Source organism: Labrys monachus, from assembly GCF_030814655.1.
Lineage (GTDB): Bacteria > Pseudomonadota > Alphaproteobacteria > Rhizobiales > Labraceae > Labrys > Labrys monacha.
In genome coordinates, this window is the sequence record NZ_JAUSVK010000001.1 from 1,472,376 (window position 1) to 1,488,177 (window position 15,802).

General features: G+C 66.9%; 16 protein-coding genes. 9 read left to right on the forward strand and 7 right to left on the reverse strand.

The window, feature by feature from the left end; genetic code table 11:
• Positions 1 to 2: 2 nt before the first annotated feature.
• Positions 3 to 386 (reverse strand): DUF302 domain-containing protein, encoded by a 384-nt coding sequence (locus tag J3R73_RS06510; protein WP_307423974.1) that lies wholly within the window; start codon positions 384 to 386, stop codon positions 3 to 5.
• Positions 387 to 517: 131 nt separating this feature from the next.
• Between J3R73_RS06510 and J3R73_RS06515 the strand changes: the two genes are divergently transcribed.
• Complete coding sequence (locus J3R73_RS06515; protein ID WP_307423976.1) at positions 518 to 1,429, forward strand: LysR family transcriptional regulator; 912 nt, start codon at positions 518 to 520, stop codon at positions 1,427 to 1,429.
• Here J3R73_RS06515 and J3R73_RS06520 read toward each other — a convergent pair.
• Positions 1,415 to 1,822: an NUDIX hydrolase gene (locus J3R73_RS06520; protein ID WP_307423980.1), complete on the reverse strand. Its 408-nt coding sequence runs from the start codon at positions 1,820 to 1,822 to the stop codon at positions 1,415 to 1,417. The genes J3R73_RS06515 and J3R73_RS06520 overlap by 15 nt on opposite strands.
• A gap of 38 nt (positions 1,823 to 1,860) precedes the next feature.
• Positions 1,861 to 2,217, reverse strand: coding sequence for a winged helix-turn-helix domain-containing protein (locus tag J3R73_RS06525; protein ID WP_307423982.1), 357 nt, complete (start codon positions 2,215 to 2,217; stop codon positions 1,861 to 1,863).
• A 66-nt stretch (positions 2,218 to 2,283) separates the two neighbouring features.
• On the opposite strand from J3R73_RS06525, the gene J3R73_RS06530 reads away from it, so the two are divergent.
• Together J3R73_RS06530 and J3R73_RS06535 are read left to right on the forward strand one after the other, a co-directional pair.
• Entirely contained in the window at positions 2,284 to 2,739 is a 456-nt protein-coding gene (locus J3R73_RS06530; RefSeq protein ID WP_307423985.1) for a DUF6314 family protein, read from the forward strand.
• A gap of 89 nt (positions 2,740 to 2,828) precedes the next feature.
• Positions 2,829 to 3,335, forward strand: coding sequence for a hypothetical protein (locus J3R73_RS06535; protein WP_307423989.1), 507 nt, complete (start codon positions 2,829 to 2,831; stop codon positions 3,333 to 3,335).
• 43 nt (positions 3,336 to 3,378) lie between these two features.
• Here the strand turns inward: J3R73_RS06535 and J3R73_RS06540 are convergent, their stop codons facing one another.
• Both J3R73_RS06540 and adh read right to left on the reverse strand, forming a co-directional pair.
• Positions 3,379 to 3,765 (reverse strand): DUF779 domain-containing protein, encoded by a 387-nt coding sequence (locus J3R73_RS06540; protein WP_307423992.1) that lies wholly within the window; start codon positions 3,763 to 3,765, stop codon positions 3,379 to 3,381.
• Positions 3,766 to 3,828: 63 nt separating this feature from the next.
• Complete coding sequence (gene adh / locus J3R73_RS06545) at positions 3,829 to 5,349, reverse strand: aldehyde dehydrogenase (RefSeq protein WP_307423996.1); 1,521 nt, start codon at positions 5,347 to 5,349, stop codon at positions 3,829 to 3,831.
• A gap of 216 nt (positions 5,350 to 5,565) precedes the next feature.
• Here adh and J3R73_RS06550 point away from each other — a divergent pair, with 216 nt between their 5' ends.
• Together J3R73_RS06550 and J3R73_RS06555 are read left to right on the forward strand one after the other, a co-directional pair.
• A complete protein-coding gene (locus J3R73_RS06550; protein ID WP_307424000.1) occupies positions 5,566 to 6,996 on the forward strand; it encodes an aldehyde dehydrogenase family protein in 1,431 nt (476 codons plus the stop codon).
• Between the two features lie 255 nt (positions 6,997 to 7,251).
• Positions 7,252 to 8,286: an LLM class flavin-dependent oxidoreductase gene (locus J3R73_RS06555; RefSeq protein WP_307424002.1), complete on the forward strand. Its 1,035-nt coding sequence runs from the start codon at positions 7,252 to 7,254 to the stop codon at positions 8,284 to 8,286.
• A gap of 82 nt (positions 8,287 to 8,368) precedes the next feature.
• Here the strand turns inward: J3R73_RS06555 and J3R73_RS06560 are convergent, their stop codons facing one another.
• Complete coding sequence (locus tag J3R73_RS06560; RefSeq protein ID WP_307424005.1) at positions 8,369 to 9,634, reverse strand: ROK family transcriptional regulator; 1,266 nt, start codon at positions 9,632 to 9,634, stop codon at positions 8,369 to 8,371.
• A 239-nt stretch (positions 9,635 to 9,873) separates the two neighbouring features.
• On the opposite strand from J3R73_RS06560, the gene J3R73_RS06565 reads away from it, so the two are divergent.
• The 4 genes from J3R73_RS06565 (at position 9,874) to J3R73_RS06580 (ending at position 14,558) form a co-directional block, all read left to right on the forward strand.
• Positions 9,874 to 11,430, forward strand: a complete 1,557-nt coding sequence (locus J3R73_RS06565) for an FGGY-family carbohydrate kinase (protein ID WP_307424006.1) — start codon at positions 9,874 to 9,876, stop codon at positions 11,428 to 11,430.
• Positions 11,431 to 11,606: 176 nt separating this feature from the next.
• Positions 11,607 to 12,629 carry a substrate-binding domain-containing protein gene (locus J3R73_RS06570; RefSeq protein WP_370879851.1) on the forward strand — a complete coding sequence of 341 codons (1,023 nt, stop codon included), beginning with the start codon at positions 11,607 to 11,609 and terminating at the stop codon, positions 12,627 to 12,629.
• Positions 12,630 to 12,774: 145 nt separating this feature from the next.
• Entirely contained in the window at positions 12,775 to 13,761 is a 987-nt protein-coding gene (locus tag J3R73_RS06575; protein WP_307424013.1) for an ABC transporter permease, read from the forward strand.
• Entirely contained in the window at positions 13,761 to 14,558 is a 798-nt protein-coding gene (locus tag J3R73_RS06580) for an ATP-binding cassette domain-containing protein (RefSeq protein WP_307424015.1), read from the forward strand. The genes J3R73_RS06575 and J3R73_RS06580 overlap by 1 nt, the downstream gene beginning before the upstream one ends.
• 165 nt (positions 14,559 to 14,723) lie before the next feature.
• On the opposite strand, the gene J3R73_RS06585 is transcribed toward J3R73_RS06580, so the two are convergent.
• Positions 14,724 to 15,794 (reverse strand): ABC transporter substrate-binding protein, encoded by a 1,071-nt coding sequence (locus tag J3R73_RS06585; RefSeq protein WP_307424017.1) that lies wholly within the window; start codon positions 15,792 to 15,794, stop codon positions 14,724 to 14,726.
• Between the last annotated feature and the right edge of the window lie 8 nt (positions 15,795 to 15,802).

The window sequence follows — 15,802 nt, forward strand, 5'->3', positions numbered from 1 at the left end:
GGTCAGCCCGGCGCCGCGGGCCGGATCGCCTCGGCGAGGATCCGCTGGGCCGGGTCCAGCCGCTCCGCCAGCGCTTCGGGAACGCCGGCCCGCCGGAGCATCGGGGCGGCGGCATGGAACGAGACCAGCACGCGCCCGGCGTCCTCCCGCACCAGCACGCGCAGGGGCAGGTCGAGCGCGGCTTGCGGCGCCGCGAGCATGATCGGCGTGCCGCCTTTGGGGTGGCCATAGGTCAGCAGCACGGTCGGCGGCATGGTCTCTCCGACGTCTCGCGCTCCGGCTGCGTGATCGATCGTTGAGAACAGGATCATTCCTGCTTCTTCGATCGCCTTGGTGAGACGATCGATCGTTACCGCGAACGTCCAGCTGCTGGTAAGTTCGATCAAATCAGAATTCGTGCTATCGGACATCATGATCATTCCATATTTTTGCGGTGAATGATGAACCATTGGCTGAGAATCGGGGTCGACTCATCCTATGACCCTATTGGGTGGGGCATGGATATAAAGGATAACACATGCGGTCTGCCGATCTGGGTCTGATGCTTTCTCTCGACGTATTGCTCGAGGAAGCCAATGTGACCCGCGCGGCCTCGCGTCTCGCCATCAGCCAGCCCGCCCTCTCGGCCCAACTCGCCCGCCTGAGGGAACTGTTCGGCGATCCGCTCCTCGTTCCCGCCTCGACCGGGCGCGGCATGGTGGCGACGCCCCGCGCGCTGGCCATGAAGGGTGCGCTGCACACGGCGCTGGCCAATCTGCAGGCGCTGACCGACGGGCCGCCGGCTTTCGACCCGCAGGAGAGCAAGCGCAGTTTCCGCATCGTCGCCGACGACAATGCGGCGATCATGGTGGGCGCGGGGTTGGTGGCGCGGGCACGCGACCTCGGCGCCCTCGACATCCGCATCGCCTGCCTCCATCCGAACGGCAGGCCGATCTGCGAGCGGCTCGAGAGCGGCGAGGCCGATCTCGCTCTGGGATCGGGCCTCGATGCCGGCGAGGGCCTGATCCGCCGCAGTCTCTTCGAGGACCGCTTCGTCACGGCGCAGAGGAAGGGCCATCCGCGTGGTGATCACCCGCTCGATCTCGACGGCTATTGCCGCTGCGACCATCTCATCGTCTCCGCCGAAGGCGGCTTCACCGGCACCGTCGACCGGCTGCTCTACGAGGCCGGGCGCCACCGGCGGGTGACCGTATCCGTGCAGAATTATGCGTTGGTGCCGGAAATGCTGGTCCGCAGCGATCTGCTCTGCACCCTGCCCAGCCGCTTCCTCGATCTGTATGCCGACCGCCTCGATCTCTTCGAGACGCCGATAGCCCAGCCGAGATTCGTGCTGGCGGCGTTCTGGCATGCCCGCGTCCACGAGGACCCGGCCAATGTCTGGCTTCGGGAGCGGCTGTTCGAGGTCGTCGGCCCGTCAGGTCCTGCCTGAGGCGACCAGCGGCAGGACGATGTCGCGCGTCAGCGGGGCGAGTTCGATCGGCCCGGGCCCGCCGGCGTCCACCCAGGCCAGTTCCTCGATCTCCGCCGCGATCGCGACCGGGCCATGCAGGGCCACCTCGTAGAGAAGGGCATCGACCCATCGCCCCGCCTCGTTGGCGGCGGGGGCGCGATAGCGGCCGAGGAAGATGGCCGCCTGAAATTCGCAGCCGGAGCCCAGTTCCTCGGCGATCTCCCGCCGGAGCGCTTCCAGCGGCGCCTCGGACGGCTCGATCTTGCCGCCGGGCTGGATGAAGGCCCGCGTCCCGCGCTTGCGCACGAGAAGGACATGGCGGGACTCATCCAGGATGACGGCGGCGACGATCGATATCGCATCGTCGGTCACGGGATGATCCTCGGCTCCATCGGCGCAGCCGGAGCGTATCAAGGTGCGCTTTCCGGCGCCTGGTCGACCTCGATCTGCAGCGCCGCGATATGGTCGCGGGCGGCGTCGGTCATCGCGCGCTCGATGGCCCGGAAGCGGGAGATCACGGCGAGGCCGAGCGGGGTCAGGGTGGCGCCTCCCCCATTCCTGCCGCCGGTCTGGCGGATCGCGACCGGCTTGCCGAAGATCTGGTTGGTCTCCTCCACCAGCTCCCAGGCGCGGCGATAGGACATGCCCATGGCACGGCCGGCAGCCGAAATCGACCCGTGCGCGGCTATGTTTTCGAGGAGTTCGATCTTGCCGGGACCGATTCGCCCGCCCGGATCAAGATCGATGCGCAAGCTCAGGGATGGCATGATGATTCGACACTCGCATCGGATGCCCGGCTGCGCGAATGATACGCCAGCACGAGGATACGGACAATGACATGGGCCCCACACGATATCCTGTCGTCGCTCGCCGGCGAATGGCGGATCCGCCGCTCGATCGAGGAGATCGCGTCGTCGGCGCCGATGGCCGAGCTGGAAGGCATCGCCCGCATCACGCCAGCGGGCCGGTCCGAGGCGGCCTATGTCGAGGAGGGGCTGCTGTCGCTGCCGGGACGCCCGCCGGTGGGCGCCCGGCGGGCCTATCATTACCGCCAGCGCGCCGACGGCATCGACATCTTCTTCGACGCGGCGGGGACGCGGATCTTCCACCGCCTCGTGCTGCGGGACGAGGGCGACGGCGGCCTCGCCGCCACCGATCTGCATCTGTGCGCGGCGGACCGGTACGAGGGAGTCTACCGCTTCCTCGCTGACGGGCGCTTCACGGTCGAGCATGCCGTGACGGGGCCGCGCAAGTCGTATCGCAGCATGACCGATTACCGGCGGGCATAGGTCCCGTCGCGATCGTCATTCGCCGTTGGATATGGCGGAGACGGCGCTATGATCGGCGAGATATCGGAATCGGGGAGGGGGATGGAGACATGAGGAAAGCCTGGGTCGTCATTTCGCTGGCCGTCTCGGTCGGGACGGGCGCGGCATGGCCCGCCACTGCCGACGAGGCGGCCTGCGCCACGTTCAAATGGCCGATGGCACGGGAACAGGCCTGGCTGCAGGCGGCCCATCCGGCCTTGGCGACGGGCGGGACCCTGCCGGTGGCGAACGGCGCTTTCAGCCTCGCCCTGAGCCCGGTCGAGAGCGTCTCGTTCGGCGTGGCGCCCTACCACAAGCCGCCGGCGGGCACGTTCGGCGCCGCCGTCTCGACCACGGTCGAGCATGACGGAATGTATCAGGTCACGCTGTCGGGCGAAGGGTGGATCGACGTCGTCCAGGCCGGCAAGTCGATCAAGTCGGCGGGATATAGCGGCGTGAAGGGATGCCCCGGCATGCGCAAGAGCGTGCGCTTCGATCTCAAGGCGGGACCGGCCACGATCGAGGTCAGCGGCGTCAAGGCGTCGGCCATCGACGTCGCCGTGGGGCCGGCGACGTAGGGCGCGCCGGGAGCGCGGCCAGGATGAGGCGCTCGCGTGCAGCTCACGCGCACGCGGCGCGGGCCGGCGGGCCTTCGGCGTCGAGCGCCGCGGCCTCGTCGTCGGTGAAGACCCGGCTGCGGGTGAGGAAGCGGACGCCCTCGGGCGCTTCGGCGGAAAAGCCGGAGCCGCGGCCGGGAACGACGTCGATGACGAGCCGCGTGTGCCGCCAATATTCGAACTGCGCGGCGCCGATATAGAATTTGCAGCCGGCGATCTCGCCGAGCAGCACGTCCTGCGGGCCGACCCTGAAATCGCCGACCGGATAGCACATCGGTGCCGATCCGTCGCAGCAGCCGCCCGACTGGTGGAACAGGAGGGCGCCGTGCTGCGCCCGGAGGCGGGCGATGACTTCCGCCGCTTTTTCGGTGATCTCGACCCGGGCGACCATGGCCGTTCTCCCTGTTGCGCGTGCCGGCCGGGAAGCCGGCACGCCGCTATGTCCTGTCCGGCCTCAGAAGAAGCCGAGGGCCTTGGTCGAATAGCTGACGAGGATGTTCTTGGTCTGCTGATAGTGGTCGAGCATCATCTTGTGCGTCTCGCGCCCGATGCCGGACTGCTTGTAGCCGCCGAAGGCCGCATGGGCCGGATAGGCATGGTAGCAATTGGTCCATACCCGGCCGGCCTGGATGGCGCGGCCGAAACGATAGGCCCGGTTGCCGTTGCGCGTCCACACGCCCGCGCCGAGGCCGTAGAGCGTGTCGTTGGCGATGGCGAGCGCCTCGTCGTCGTCCTTGAACCGGGTGACGGCGACGACCGGTCCGAAGATTTCCTCCTGGAACACGCGCATCTTGTTGTGGCCCTCGAAGATCGTCGGCTCGACATAATAGCCGCCGGCGAGTTCGCCCTCCAAATTGGCGCGATGGCCGCCGGTGAGGACCTTGGCTCCTTCCTGCCGGCCGATGTCGAGATAGGAGAGGATCTTCTCCAATTGGTCGTTGGAGGCCTGGGCGCCGATCATGGTTTCCGCATCGAGCGGGTGGCCCTGCTTGATCTTCCGGGTGCGGGCGACGGCGCGCTCCATGAACCTGTCATAGATCGCGTCCTGAACCAGCACCCGGCTCGGACAGGTGCAGACCTCGCCCTGGTTGAGGGCGAACATGGCGAAGCCTTCCAGCGCCTTGTCGAAGAAATCGTCATCGGCGTCGGCGACGTCGGCGAAGAAGATGTTGGGGGACTTGCCGCCCAGCTCCAGCGTCAACGGGATGATGTTGTCGGCCGCGTATTGCATGATCATGCGGCCGGTCGTCGTCTCGCCGGTGAAGGCGATCTTGGCGATGCGCCTGTTCTGGGCGAGCGGCTTGCCCGCCTCGATGCCGAAGCCGTTGACGACGTTGACGACGCCGGCCGGCAGGATGTCGCCGATCAGCTCCATGACGACGAGGATGCCGAGGGGCGTCTGCTCAGCCGGCTTCAGCACGACGCAGTTGCCGGCGGCCAAAGCGGGCGCCAGCTTCCATGTCGCCATCAGGATCGGGAAGTTCCAGGGTATGATCTGGCCGACCACGCCGAGCGGCTCGTGGAAGTGGTAGGCGACCGTGTCGGCGTCGATCTCGGAGATCCCGCTTTCCTGGCCCCGGATGACGCTGGCGAAATAGCGCCAGTGATCGACGACGAGCGGCATGTCGGCATGGGTCGATTCGCGGATGGGCTTGCCGTTGTCGAGGGTTTCGACCAGGGCGAGGAGATCGAGGTTCGCCTCGATCTTGTCGGCGACCTTGTTGAGGAGGCGCGAGCGCTCCTGCACCGACGTCTTGCCCCAGGCGTCCTTGGCCTTGTGTGCGGCATCGAGGGCGAGTTCGATGTCGGCGGCCGAGGAGCGCGGCACTTCGCACAGCTTCTTGCCGGTGATCGGGCTCGGATTGTCGAAATAGCGTCCCTCGACGGGTGCGATCCATTTGCCGCCGATGAAATTGTCGTAGCGGTCGCGGATGAGGACCTGCTTGGAAACCTTCTCCAGGGCCTGCTGGAACATTGCCTTCCTCCTTGGGATAGAGCGCCTTCGGCGTCGTTTCGATCTTGCGGGGTGGCGGATCGGCGTCGTCCGGACAGGCCGCAGCCGGCCCTCGGGAACGCGCATGACGGGATCGCCGCCTCGTCCTCGTAAGAGTGCGCCCTAGCCAAGGAGCCGTCAACGTTATATTCGTTCGGATATTACGCTTGTAAGGGATGAGCGGACAGGAGGAAGCCGATGGCTCACGCGTTGCAGTTCTATATCGATGGTTCCTGGGTCGACCCGGTCGTTCCCAATGTGCTCGACGTCATCGATCCGTCCTATGAGGATGCGTTCGCGCAGATTTCGCTGGGCACCAAGGCGGATGTCGACAAAGCGGTCGCGGCGGCCAAGCGCGCCTTTGCGACCTTCGGCTACACCAGCCCGGCCGAGCGGCTGGAGATCCTGCAGCGGGTCGTCGACATCTACAAGAAGCGCAGCAGGGACCTCGCTTTGGCGGTCTCGCGCGAAATGGGCGCGCCGCGCCAGTTCGCCCTGGATTCGCAGGTGGGCATCGGCCTCGCCCATCTCCTGAAGATCGTCGAAGTGCTGCGGACCTTCCAGTTCCGGAAGGTGAAGGGCACCTCCCTCGTGGTCAAGGAGCCGATCGGCGTCGTCGGCCTGATCACGCCGTGGAACTGGCCGCTGAACCAGATCACCTGCAAGGTCGGCCCGGCGCTCGCCGCGGGCTGCACCATGGTGCTGAAGCCGAGCGAGATCGCGCCGCTCGACGCCGTCATCTTCGCCGAGATCCTCGACGAGGCCGGCGTACCCAAGGGCGTGTTCAACCTCGTCAACGGCGACGGCCCGACGGTGGGCCAGGCGCTCGCCTCCCATCCCGACATCGACATGATGTCGTTCACGGGCTCGACCCGCGCCGGCATCCTGGTGGCGAAGTCGGCGGCCGACACCGTCAAGCGCGTGTCCCAGGAACTGGGCGGCAAGTCGGCCAACATCCTGTTGCCGGACGTGGATTTCGCCGTGGCGGTGCCGAAGGGCGTCGAGGGCTGCTTCGGCAACGGCGGCCAGTCCTGCAATGCACCGACGCGGATGTTCGTGCCGCGCGACCGGCATGACGAGGCGGCGGGCTATGCCAAGGTGGCAGCCGAGAAATTCGTCGTCGGTGCCGCCGATGCCTCCGGCACCAATCTCGGACCGGTCGTCAGCCAGATCCAGTACGACAAGATCCAGGGCCTGATCGAGAGCGGCATCGCCGAGGGCGCGACGCTGGTCACCGGCGGTCCTGGCCGTCCGGCCGGCCTCAACCGCGGCTATTATGTCCGTCCCACCGTCTTCGCCGACGTGACGCCGCAGATGCGCATCGCCCGCGAGGAGATCTTCGGGCCGGTGCTCTCGATCCTGCCCTATGATAGCCTGGAACAGGCGATCGAGCAGGCCAACGACACCCCCTACGGCCTGGCCTCCTATATCCAGGGCCAGGACCTCGACAAGGTGCGCGCCGTGGCATCCCGCATGCGCAGCGGCAATGTCTACATCAACTATCCCGCCTGGGACGCCGGCATTCCCTTCGGCGGCTACAAGCAGTCGGGCAATGGCCGCGAATATGCCGAATACGGACTGGATGACTTCCTCGAGATCAAGGGCATCCTCGGTTACGAGGCGGCGTGAGGCAAGCGCGGGGAGCGGCGCGCTTCACCCACGGTGCCACCGCCATGCGGCATGATTGCCGCATGGCGGTGAATATGGCTGTGATGCGTAGGTCCGGGCCGGTTACATCGATGTGCCTTGCGGCTCTGAATGTGCCCCCTTGCCCAGGTGCCGAATCGTCCCCTAATGGGGGGTGGTTACGATTTGTGACCATCGACTTCGGCATTTCAGGAATCGTCGGGCGGACAGGCCCGCCGATGGGGCTTCAGGCACATCATGGAACTCGGGCTTTATACCTTCGCGGAAACCACGGCCGATCCGGCGACCGGGGCCGTCATCGGGGCGCAGGAGCGCTTCGCCAACCTGATGGAGGAGGCGGAGCTCGCCGACCAGGTCGGGCTCGACGTCTTCGGCATCGGCGAGCACCACCGGCCCGATTTCGCCGCCTCCGCCCCCGCCGTGCTGCTGGCCGCCGCCGCGATGCGCACGAAGCGCATCCGCCTCACCAGCGCGGTGACGGTGCTCAGCTCGGACGATCCGGTGCGCGTCTTCCAGGAATTCTCGACCGTCGATCTCCTGTCGGGCGGCCGCGCCGAGATCCTGGCGGGGCGGGGGTCCTTCATCGAATCCTTTCCCCTGTTCGGCTACGACCTCGCCGACTACGACAGCCTGTTCTCCGAAAAGCTCGACCTGCTGCTGCGCCTGCGCGAGCGGACGACGCTCAACTGGGAAGGCAAGCACCGCGCCCCGCTGCACGAGCAGAGCGTCTATCCGCGCCCGGTCCAGCAGCCTTTGCCGGTGTGGGTCGGCGTCGGCGGCAATCCGTCCTCGGTCGTCCGCGCCGCGACCCTCGGCCTGCCGATGGCGCTCGCCATCATCGGCGGCGAGCCGGCGCGCTTCAAGCCGCTGGTCGACCTCTACCGCGAAGCGGCGCGGCGGGCGGGCCATGACCCGGCGACCCTGCCGGTCAGCATCAATTCGCACGGCTTCATCGATGATGACGGGGATGCGGCGGCTGAGACGATCTATCCCTATTACGTCGACGTGATGGGCCGACTGGGACGCGAGCGCGGCTGGGGGCCGTATAGCCGGGCGCAGTTCGAGGCGCAGCGTTCGCCGCGCGGCTCGGACTTCATCGGTGATCCCCAGCAGGTGATCGACAAGATCCTGGCCGAGCACGAGCTCTTCCACCACCAGCGCTTCCTGATCAAGTTCAGTATGGGCAGCGTGCCGCATGCCAGGCTGATGCGCGCCATCGAATTGTTCGGAACGGTGGTGGCGCCCGCCGTGCGCAAAGCACTCGCGCCGTAGCGGGCGCTCTTCCTGGGACTGCGGGCGTCCCCGCCCGCCTCTTCCATGCCGCGGGCAAGACGGTCCTTGCGGCGCGTGCCTATCAAGAGGCGGACGGGACGTTCGCGGTGCCGGGAGGGGAGGGGCGGGCGGCCGACCGGCCTTCCGGGGCGGCGAATCGCGCCAGTAATTCGTCGACCTTCTGGCGGCTGAAGATGTCGTAGAAGGCGAGATAGGCGGCGCCGAACAGCGCGCTGTCCTTGTGCGGATAGGCGAGCACGATCTGCAGGTCGCGCGTGGCCAGCGGCAGGCAGCGCTGGTAGACGAGTTCGCGGATGCCCGACAGCAGGAAATCCCCGCTCCGGGCGAGCGTGCCGCCGACGACGATCAGGCTCGGATTGAGGATGCTGACGACATCGGAGGCGACTTCGCCGATCACCCGGCCCGCAGCGCGCAGCAGCATGAGGGCCTCGGGATTCTGCCGGGTGACGAGCTCGACGACGTCGCGCGCATTCTCGGCCTTGAACCCCCGCTTCGTCAGGTCGCGGGCGATGGCCCAGCCGGCCGCGCGGGCTTCGACGCAGCCGAACTTGCCGCAGCGGCACAGAGGCGGATCGGCCGATTCGAACTGGATGTGGCCGATATCGCCCGCCGCTCCCTGGGCGCCGCGGAAGATGCGGCCGCCGGAAACGATGCCGCTGCCGATGCCGGTGCCCGCCTTGATGAAGATCATGTCGTCGACATGCGGGTAGTTCTGGCGATGCTCGTGGATGGTCATCAGGTTCACGTCGTTCTCGACATAGGCCGGCACGCCGAAGCGCTCGCGCATCCAGCCGGCGATGTCGAACTCGTCCCAGCCATGCAGCACGGACGGGCCGACGACGCAGCCGCGCTTGAAATCGACCGGGGTCGGCAGGCTGATGCCGAGGCCGAACAGGAAGGGATGGCTGGCCCGGCTCCGCGCGATCAGCCGGTCGAACTCGCGGGCGAGGTGCTCGAGGACATGTTGCGGACCGTCCGCGGCGTTGAAGGGGATCGTGCTTTCGACGATGATCGAGGGCTCGGTGTCCATGGCCGCGAGGCGGATGAAGGTCTCGCCGATATTGGCGACGAGCACGAAGCCGGCGCGCTCGTTGACGCTCAGGACGCGGGTCGGCCGGCCGCCGCTCGGCACCGTCCGTTCGGTTTCCCGTACGAGTCCGGCGGCGATCAGGGCGTTGAGCCGCTGAGTGACCGTGACGCGCGACAGGCCGGAAAGCTCGAGCAGCGCCGAACGGGACGTCGCCGTGCCGGTCGCGATCAGCGACAGGATCTCACCGCTGTTGCCGAGAATCGCATGTCCCGCCGCTTCCTCCGTTCGCATTCGCATCGACAGGCCTCCTCCTGAGGATAAGGATATTCTTAGAAGGAATTCCGGTAATTTTGTTCAAAAATAATCATAAATGTTGATTTTCGTTCTTTTCCATTTCTAATTCGGCCAAGCGCGGAGAACACGTGCCGCGCATCGGCGCGATCGCACATAGGCCGTGTTCGACCGGATATTTCAATAGGGTGGAATTTCAACGTGTTGCCGCAACAGAGCCCGTCCGACGCAGCCGGACCGTCCGCATGAGCACCTATCTGATCGGCCTCGATTACGGCACGGAATCGGCGCGCGGCGTCCTGATCGATGCGGCCAGCGGCGAGCAGGTTGCGAGCCACGCGCATCCCTACCGCCACGGCGTGATGACGAGCCTGCCGGACGGCACGCGCCTGCCGCCGCTATGGGCGCTCCAGGACGCCGACGACTATATCGAGGCCGCCGGCGAGATCCTGTCCAGGCTCGGGCGGGGCCGGGCGGTCGAGGCGATCGGCCTCGGTTTCACCGCGAGTTCGCCGATGCCGGCGACCGGGGCGGGCGTGCCGCTTTCGCGCATCCATCCCGGCGACCCCCACGCCTATGTCAAATTGTGGAAGCACGGCGCGGCACAGCCCTATGCCGACGCCATCAACGCCGGAGGCGGCGCCTTCCTCGACAATTTCGGCGGCAAGCTCTCCGGGGAATGGCTGCTGGCGAAGGCGGCGCAGATCGCCGACGAAGCGCCGGAGATCTGGCGGGAAACGGAGCGCTTCATCGAGGCGGGCGACTGGCTGGTCTGGCAATTATGCGGGCGGGAGGCGCGCAGCCTGGGCTTTGCCGCCTACAAGGCGCAATATTCCGAGGCCCTGGGCTATCCGGAGGGCATCGTCCCGGGATTGGCGGGCAGGCTGTCGTCGCCCCTAGGCATCGGTTCGGCGGCGGGCGGCCTGTCGGCCGCCTGGCGCGAGCGGACCGGCATCTCGGGCGCGGCGGTGGTCGCCGTCGCGGTCATCGATTCGCATGTGGTGCTGCCGGCCATCGGCGCGGTGTCGACGGGAGCCCTGGTCGGCGCCCTCGGCACCTCCGCCGTCTACCTGTTCCTGAACCGTGATTTCCGTCCGCTGCCGCCCGGCATCGAGGGGGTCGCCAGGGACGGCTCGATCCGCGATCTGTGGTGCTACGAGGCGGGGCAGGCCGGTTTCGGCGATACGCTCGCCTGGTTCGTGAAGGCCTTTCCGCGAGCGCCGACCCAGGCCGGCAGCTTCGCGCTCTACAATGGCGAGGCCGCCGCCATGGCGCCGGGCGCCAACCATCTCCTCGCGCTCGACTGGTGGAACGGCAATCGCGTGCCGCTGGCCGATTCCGGGCTGAGCGGCCTGCTGCTCGGCCTGAAGACCGATACGACGGCGGTCGGCATCTATCGCGCCTTGATGGAATCGCTGTGCTTCGGCGCAAGGACCGTCCTCGACCTCTTCGAGGCCGCGGATTTCTCCATCGAGCGGGTGATCCTGACGAGCGGGCTCGCGCAGAACAACCCCCTGCTCGTGCAGATCATGGCCGACGTCTTCGAGCGCAGCGTCGAGGTGCCAGAAATCGCCAATCCCACCGCCGTGGGGGCGGCGATCCATGGCGCGGTCGCGGCCGGACTGGTGCCGGACTATGCAGAAGGCGCCGCGCGCTTCGGCGCGCGCAGGTTCACGCCGTACCGGCCGAACCCCGGCCACGCGCCGGCCTACAGGACGCTCTACCGCAATTATCGCGCCCTGTGTGCCGATGACACGGTACGGAGGGCGTTGCACGACCTCAATATCGTCATTCCCGGTTGAAAATCGCCGCGGCCCGTTCCTTAATAATGATGGCTGCCTCGACTTGCCGAACTTATGTACAGAAATAGACAAAATATATTTGATTTCGTCGGAGGTTGAGGCATAAAGTCTCCAGCCTTCGAGACGAAGGATCAACGAAGGGGCGGGAAGCTCCGGCAACAAAAATGGGAGAAATCATGTCTGCTTTGCATCCGCGCCGGTCATTGGCAACCGGAAGCGTCCTTCGATCGACCGCTATCGGCTTTGCTCTCGTCGCGACGGCGTTCGCGATGGCGGGGCCCGCTTCGGCGGCGAGCGAGACCATCGTCGGCCTCGTCACCAAGACCGAGGTCAACCCCTATTTCGTCAAGCTGCGCCAGGCCGCAGAGGCGGAGGCCAAGAAGAAGGGCCTCAAGCTGATCGCCCGCTTCGGCAAGTTCGACGGCGACAATGAAGGCCAGGTCGCCGCGATCGAGGATCTCATCAGCGCCGGCGCCAAGGGTATCCTGGTCACGCCCAACAATTCCACCGGCATGCTCGGCATCATCAAGAAGGCTCGCGACGCCGGCATCCTGGTGATCGCCCTGGACACGGCGACGGATCCGGCGGATGCGGTCGACGCCACCTACGCCACGGACAATTTCGAGGCCGGCGTGAAGCAGGGCAGCTATGCCCGCAAGGCGCTGGGCGACAAGAAGCCCATCCTCGCCATGCTCGACGGCACGCCGGGCGGCACCGTGGATACGTTCCGCCACAACGGCTACCTCAAGGGCTTCGGCATCGCCGAAGGTGATCCTGCGATCGCCGGTTCGGCCATCACCAACGGCGCCCAGGACAAGGGGCAGGTCGGCATGGAGAACCTCCTGTCGAAGAACGGCGACATCAATGCCGTCTACACCATCAACGAACCGGCGGCCGCCGGCGCCTATGCGGCGCTGAAATCCTTCGGCAAGGCCAAGAGCGTGATGCTGACCTCGATCGACGGCAGCTGCTCCGGCGTCAAGGACGTCAAGGCCGGCAAGGTCGCGGCGACCGTGATGCAGTTCCCCTACAAGATGGCGCTGCTGGGCGTCGATGCCGTGGCGGACTATGCCAAGACCGGCACGAAGCCGAGCGGGTTCATCAACACCGGCTCCGAACTCATCACCGACAAGCCGGTGGCGGGCGTGGAATCGAAGGACACCGCCTGGGGCCTCAAGAACTGCTGGGGCGGCAAATAATCCCGCTCTTTTCCGGCGAACGGGCGCCGCATCCTTCGTGCAGCCGTGCGGGCGGCTTTCGTCCCGCACGGCTGCAGGAAGGGTTGGCGCCTGTTCGGCCTAAAGGGTCTTGCGCCAGTCCTGCATCGACAGTTTCGAGGTTTTGATGAGTACAGTGACCGCTTCATCGCCCGAAAAGGAGCGCGGCCTTCTCGCGCGTATCGTCGCGACGCCCTCCGCCGGTCCTCTCCTGGTGCTGGTGGTCTTCTGCATCATCTTTTCGTTGATCAACGACCGCTTCCTCGCCGAGCAGAATCTCTCGCTGATCCTGCAGCAGACCGTCGTCGTCGGCACGCTCGCCATCGGCCAGACGCTGATCATCCTCACCGCGGGGATCGATCTCGCCGTCGGCGCGATCTGCGTCCTCGGCACCATCATCGCCGGCAAGCTGGCCGATGGCGGTTATGATCCGGTGCTGTCCATGGCGGTCGCGGTCGTGCTGTGCACGGCTTCGGGCGCGGTGGCCGGCGGGCTGATCAGCGGCCTCAGGCTGCCGCCCTTCATCGTGACGCTGGGCACGCTGGGCATCATCACCGCGGCTCTCCGGCTCATCTCCGCGGGCGGCGCCTTTCCTGTCGACGACGATTTCCTCGGCTGGACCGGCAATGGCGACGCCTATTTCGGTTTCGTCGTGACCTACGGCGTCCTCGGCATGCTCGTGCTGTATGGCGCCATCTGGTACCTGCTGAACCAGACGAAATGGGGTCGGCACGTCTACGCCATCGGCAACAATCCGGAAGCCGCGCGGCTCGTCGGCATCCCCGTGCGGCGCCACCTGCTCTCGGTCTACGTGCTCGCGGGATTCATCTACGGCGTCGCCGCCTGGCTGGCGCTGGGACGCATCCCCAATGCCGATCCCAACGCGCTGCAGACCGCCAATCTCGATTCGATCACGGCCGTCGTTATCGGCGGCACCAGTCTTTTCGGCGGCCGCGGCGGGCTCGTCGGCACGCTGATCGGCGCCCTGATCGTCGGCGTGCTGCGCAACGGCCTGACGCTCGCCGGCATCGATCCGCTATGGCAGGACCTGATCACGGGCATCCTGGTGATCGCCGCGGTCGCCTTCGACCAGCTTTCGCGCGGGAGGCGCTGATGGCCGAAACAGCTTCTTCCTCGGCCCCCATCCTCGAAGCGCGCGACATCATCAAGCGCTACGGCCATGTCGTCGCGCTCGACGGCGTCGATTTCGAGCTTCGGCGCGGCGAGATCCTCGCCGTGGTCGGCGACAACGGCGCCGGCAAGAGTTCGCTGATCAAGGCGCTTACCGGCGCCCTCAAGCCGGACAGCGGCGAGATCCTGCTCGACGGCCAGCCCGTGCAGTTCAAGGGACCGCTCGACGCCCGCTATCGCGGCATCGAGACGGTCTATCAGGACCTCGCCGTGGCGCCCGCCCTCGACATCGCCAGCAATCTCTTTCTCGGCCGCGAATTGCGCATGCCCGGCATTTTCGGCTCGGTCTTCCGCCGGCTCGACAAGAGGCGCATGCGCGAGGAGGCGCGCAAGGCGATGGCGGAGCTGAAATTCCGCCTGCCCTCGATCTACAATGCGGTGGAGAACCTTTCGGGCGGCCAGCGCCAGGGCGTCGCCGTGGCGCGGGCGGCGCTGTTCGCCAAGAAGCTGGTGATAATGGACGAGCCGACGGCGGCGCTCGGCGTGCGCGAGACCGGGCAGGTGCTCGAACTCATCCGCACCATCCGCGAGCGCGGCCTGCCGGTGGTGCTGATCAGCCACAACATGCCGAACGTGTTCGAACTGGCCGACCGCATCCACATCATGCGCCTCGGCAAGCGGGCGGCGGTCGTTAGCCCGAAGACCCATTCGATGGCCGACGTCGTGGCGATCATGACCGGCGCCGCCAAGGTCGAGGACTTCTCGAAGACGGCGGGCTGAGCGTCTCCCGGGAGCGCGGGCGTCTCGCCCAAGGACGCGCAGGGAGGGGCGATCGCCAGATCGCCCCTCTCGGAAACGCAGAGCCTTGCCGTCGAGGAGAAGGTCGACCGGCGAGCGATCTCCCGGCTGTCGGCGAGGAAGTCCGCGCTCCCCGGCGTGCCGGCCCTATTTGCAGTGTCCGTCGACGACGCCTTGGGCGAAGGTCGGATCGATGGCCGCGGCGATCGCCTTCTCGTCGGGCGGATTGGCGATCGTGCCCTGTTCCTTCATCCATTGCCCGGTCTGGTAGAGCACCTTGGCGACGAGACCGCTGCCGGGATCGGCGACCGTGCCCATGCCGTTCGGTCCGGTCTGGTCGGCGATCGGCCAATAGGGCCAGGCCTTGCCCAGCTTGATGACGTCGTCGGAGTTCGGCTCGCCGCCGCTATAGGCGCCCGCCTTGTTCAGCACGTCGGTGGAACCGGGGCCGGCCACCATGTCCGCGGTCTTCTGCATGGCGCAGACATAGGCCTGCACGATCTCGGGATGCGCCTTGACGAGGCTGGCCTTCGCCACGACCACATTGACGCCGGGATAGCCTTCCTTGGCCATGTCGGCGCTGGTGGCGACGAGCTTGCCCTTGTCGGCGGCCATCTCGCTCGGCCAGGGCTGGCTGACCCAGCCGCCCGCGATCGCGCCGCTCTTATAGGCCGCCATCATCGCCGGCGGCGTGAGGTTGACGAGCTTGACCTTGCCGAGCAGGTTGCGGTTCTTCAGCCAGCCATAGAAGGAGAAGGCTTCGGACGAGCCGATCTGCTCGCCGACCTGCTTGCCGACGAGACCGTCGGGCACGGCGATGTCGCTGCGGACGGCGAGGCCGGCGAAGTCGTAATATTGCGCCCATACGATCTTCATGTCGGTGCGGTTGGCGATCGCCGCCAGCACCGGCGGGTTGCCGACGCCGCCGACGAAGTCGTAGGAACCGGCCTTCATCGCCGCGAGGGCGGCCGGGCCGCTGGTGATGGCGTGATAAGTGAGGTTGGCGGGTATCGTCTTCTGCAGTTCCGGCTGGGTCGCCAGGATGGTCTCGGGCGAGGGCGTCGACTGCTGCCAATAGGTGACCACCAGGTCGGGCGCATCGGCGGCCATGCCGGCAGTCGCCGTCGCGGCCAGGGCGGCGAGGCCGAGGGCCGCTGCGGCGAGGCCCGTCGTCCGGCGCGGGGCGCGCCTGCGTTTCGTCGTCTTTGCGTTCGTCATTGTTCCAC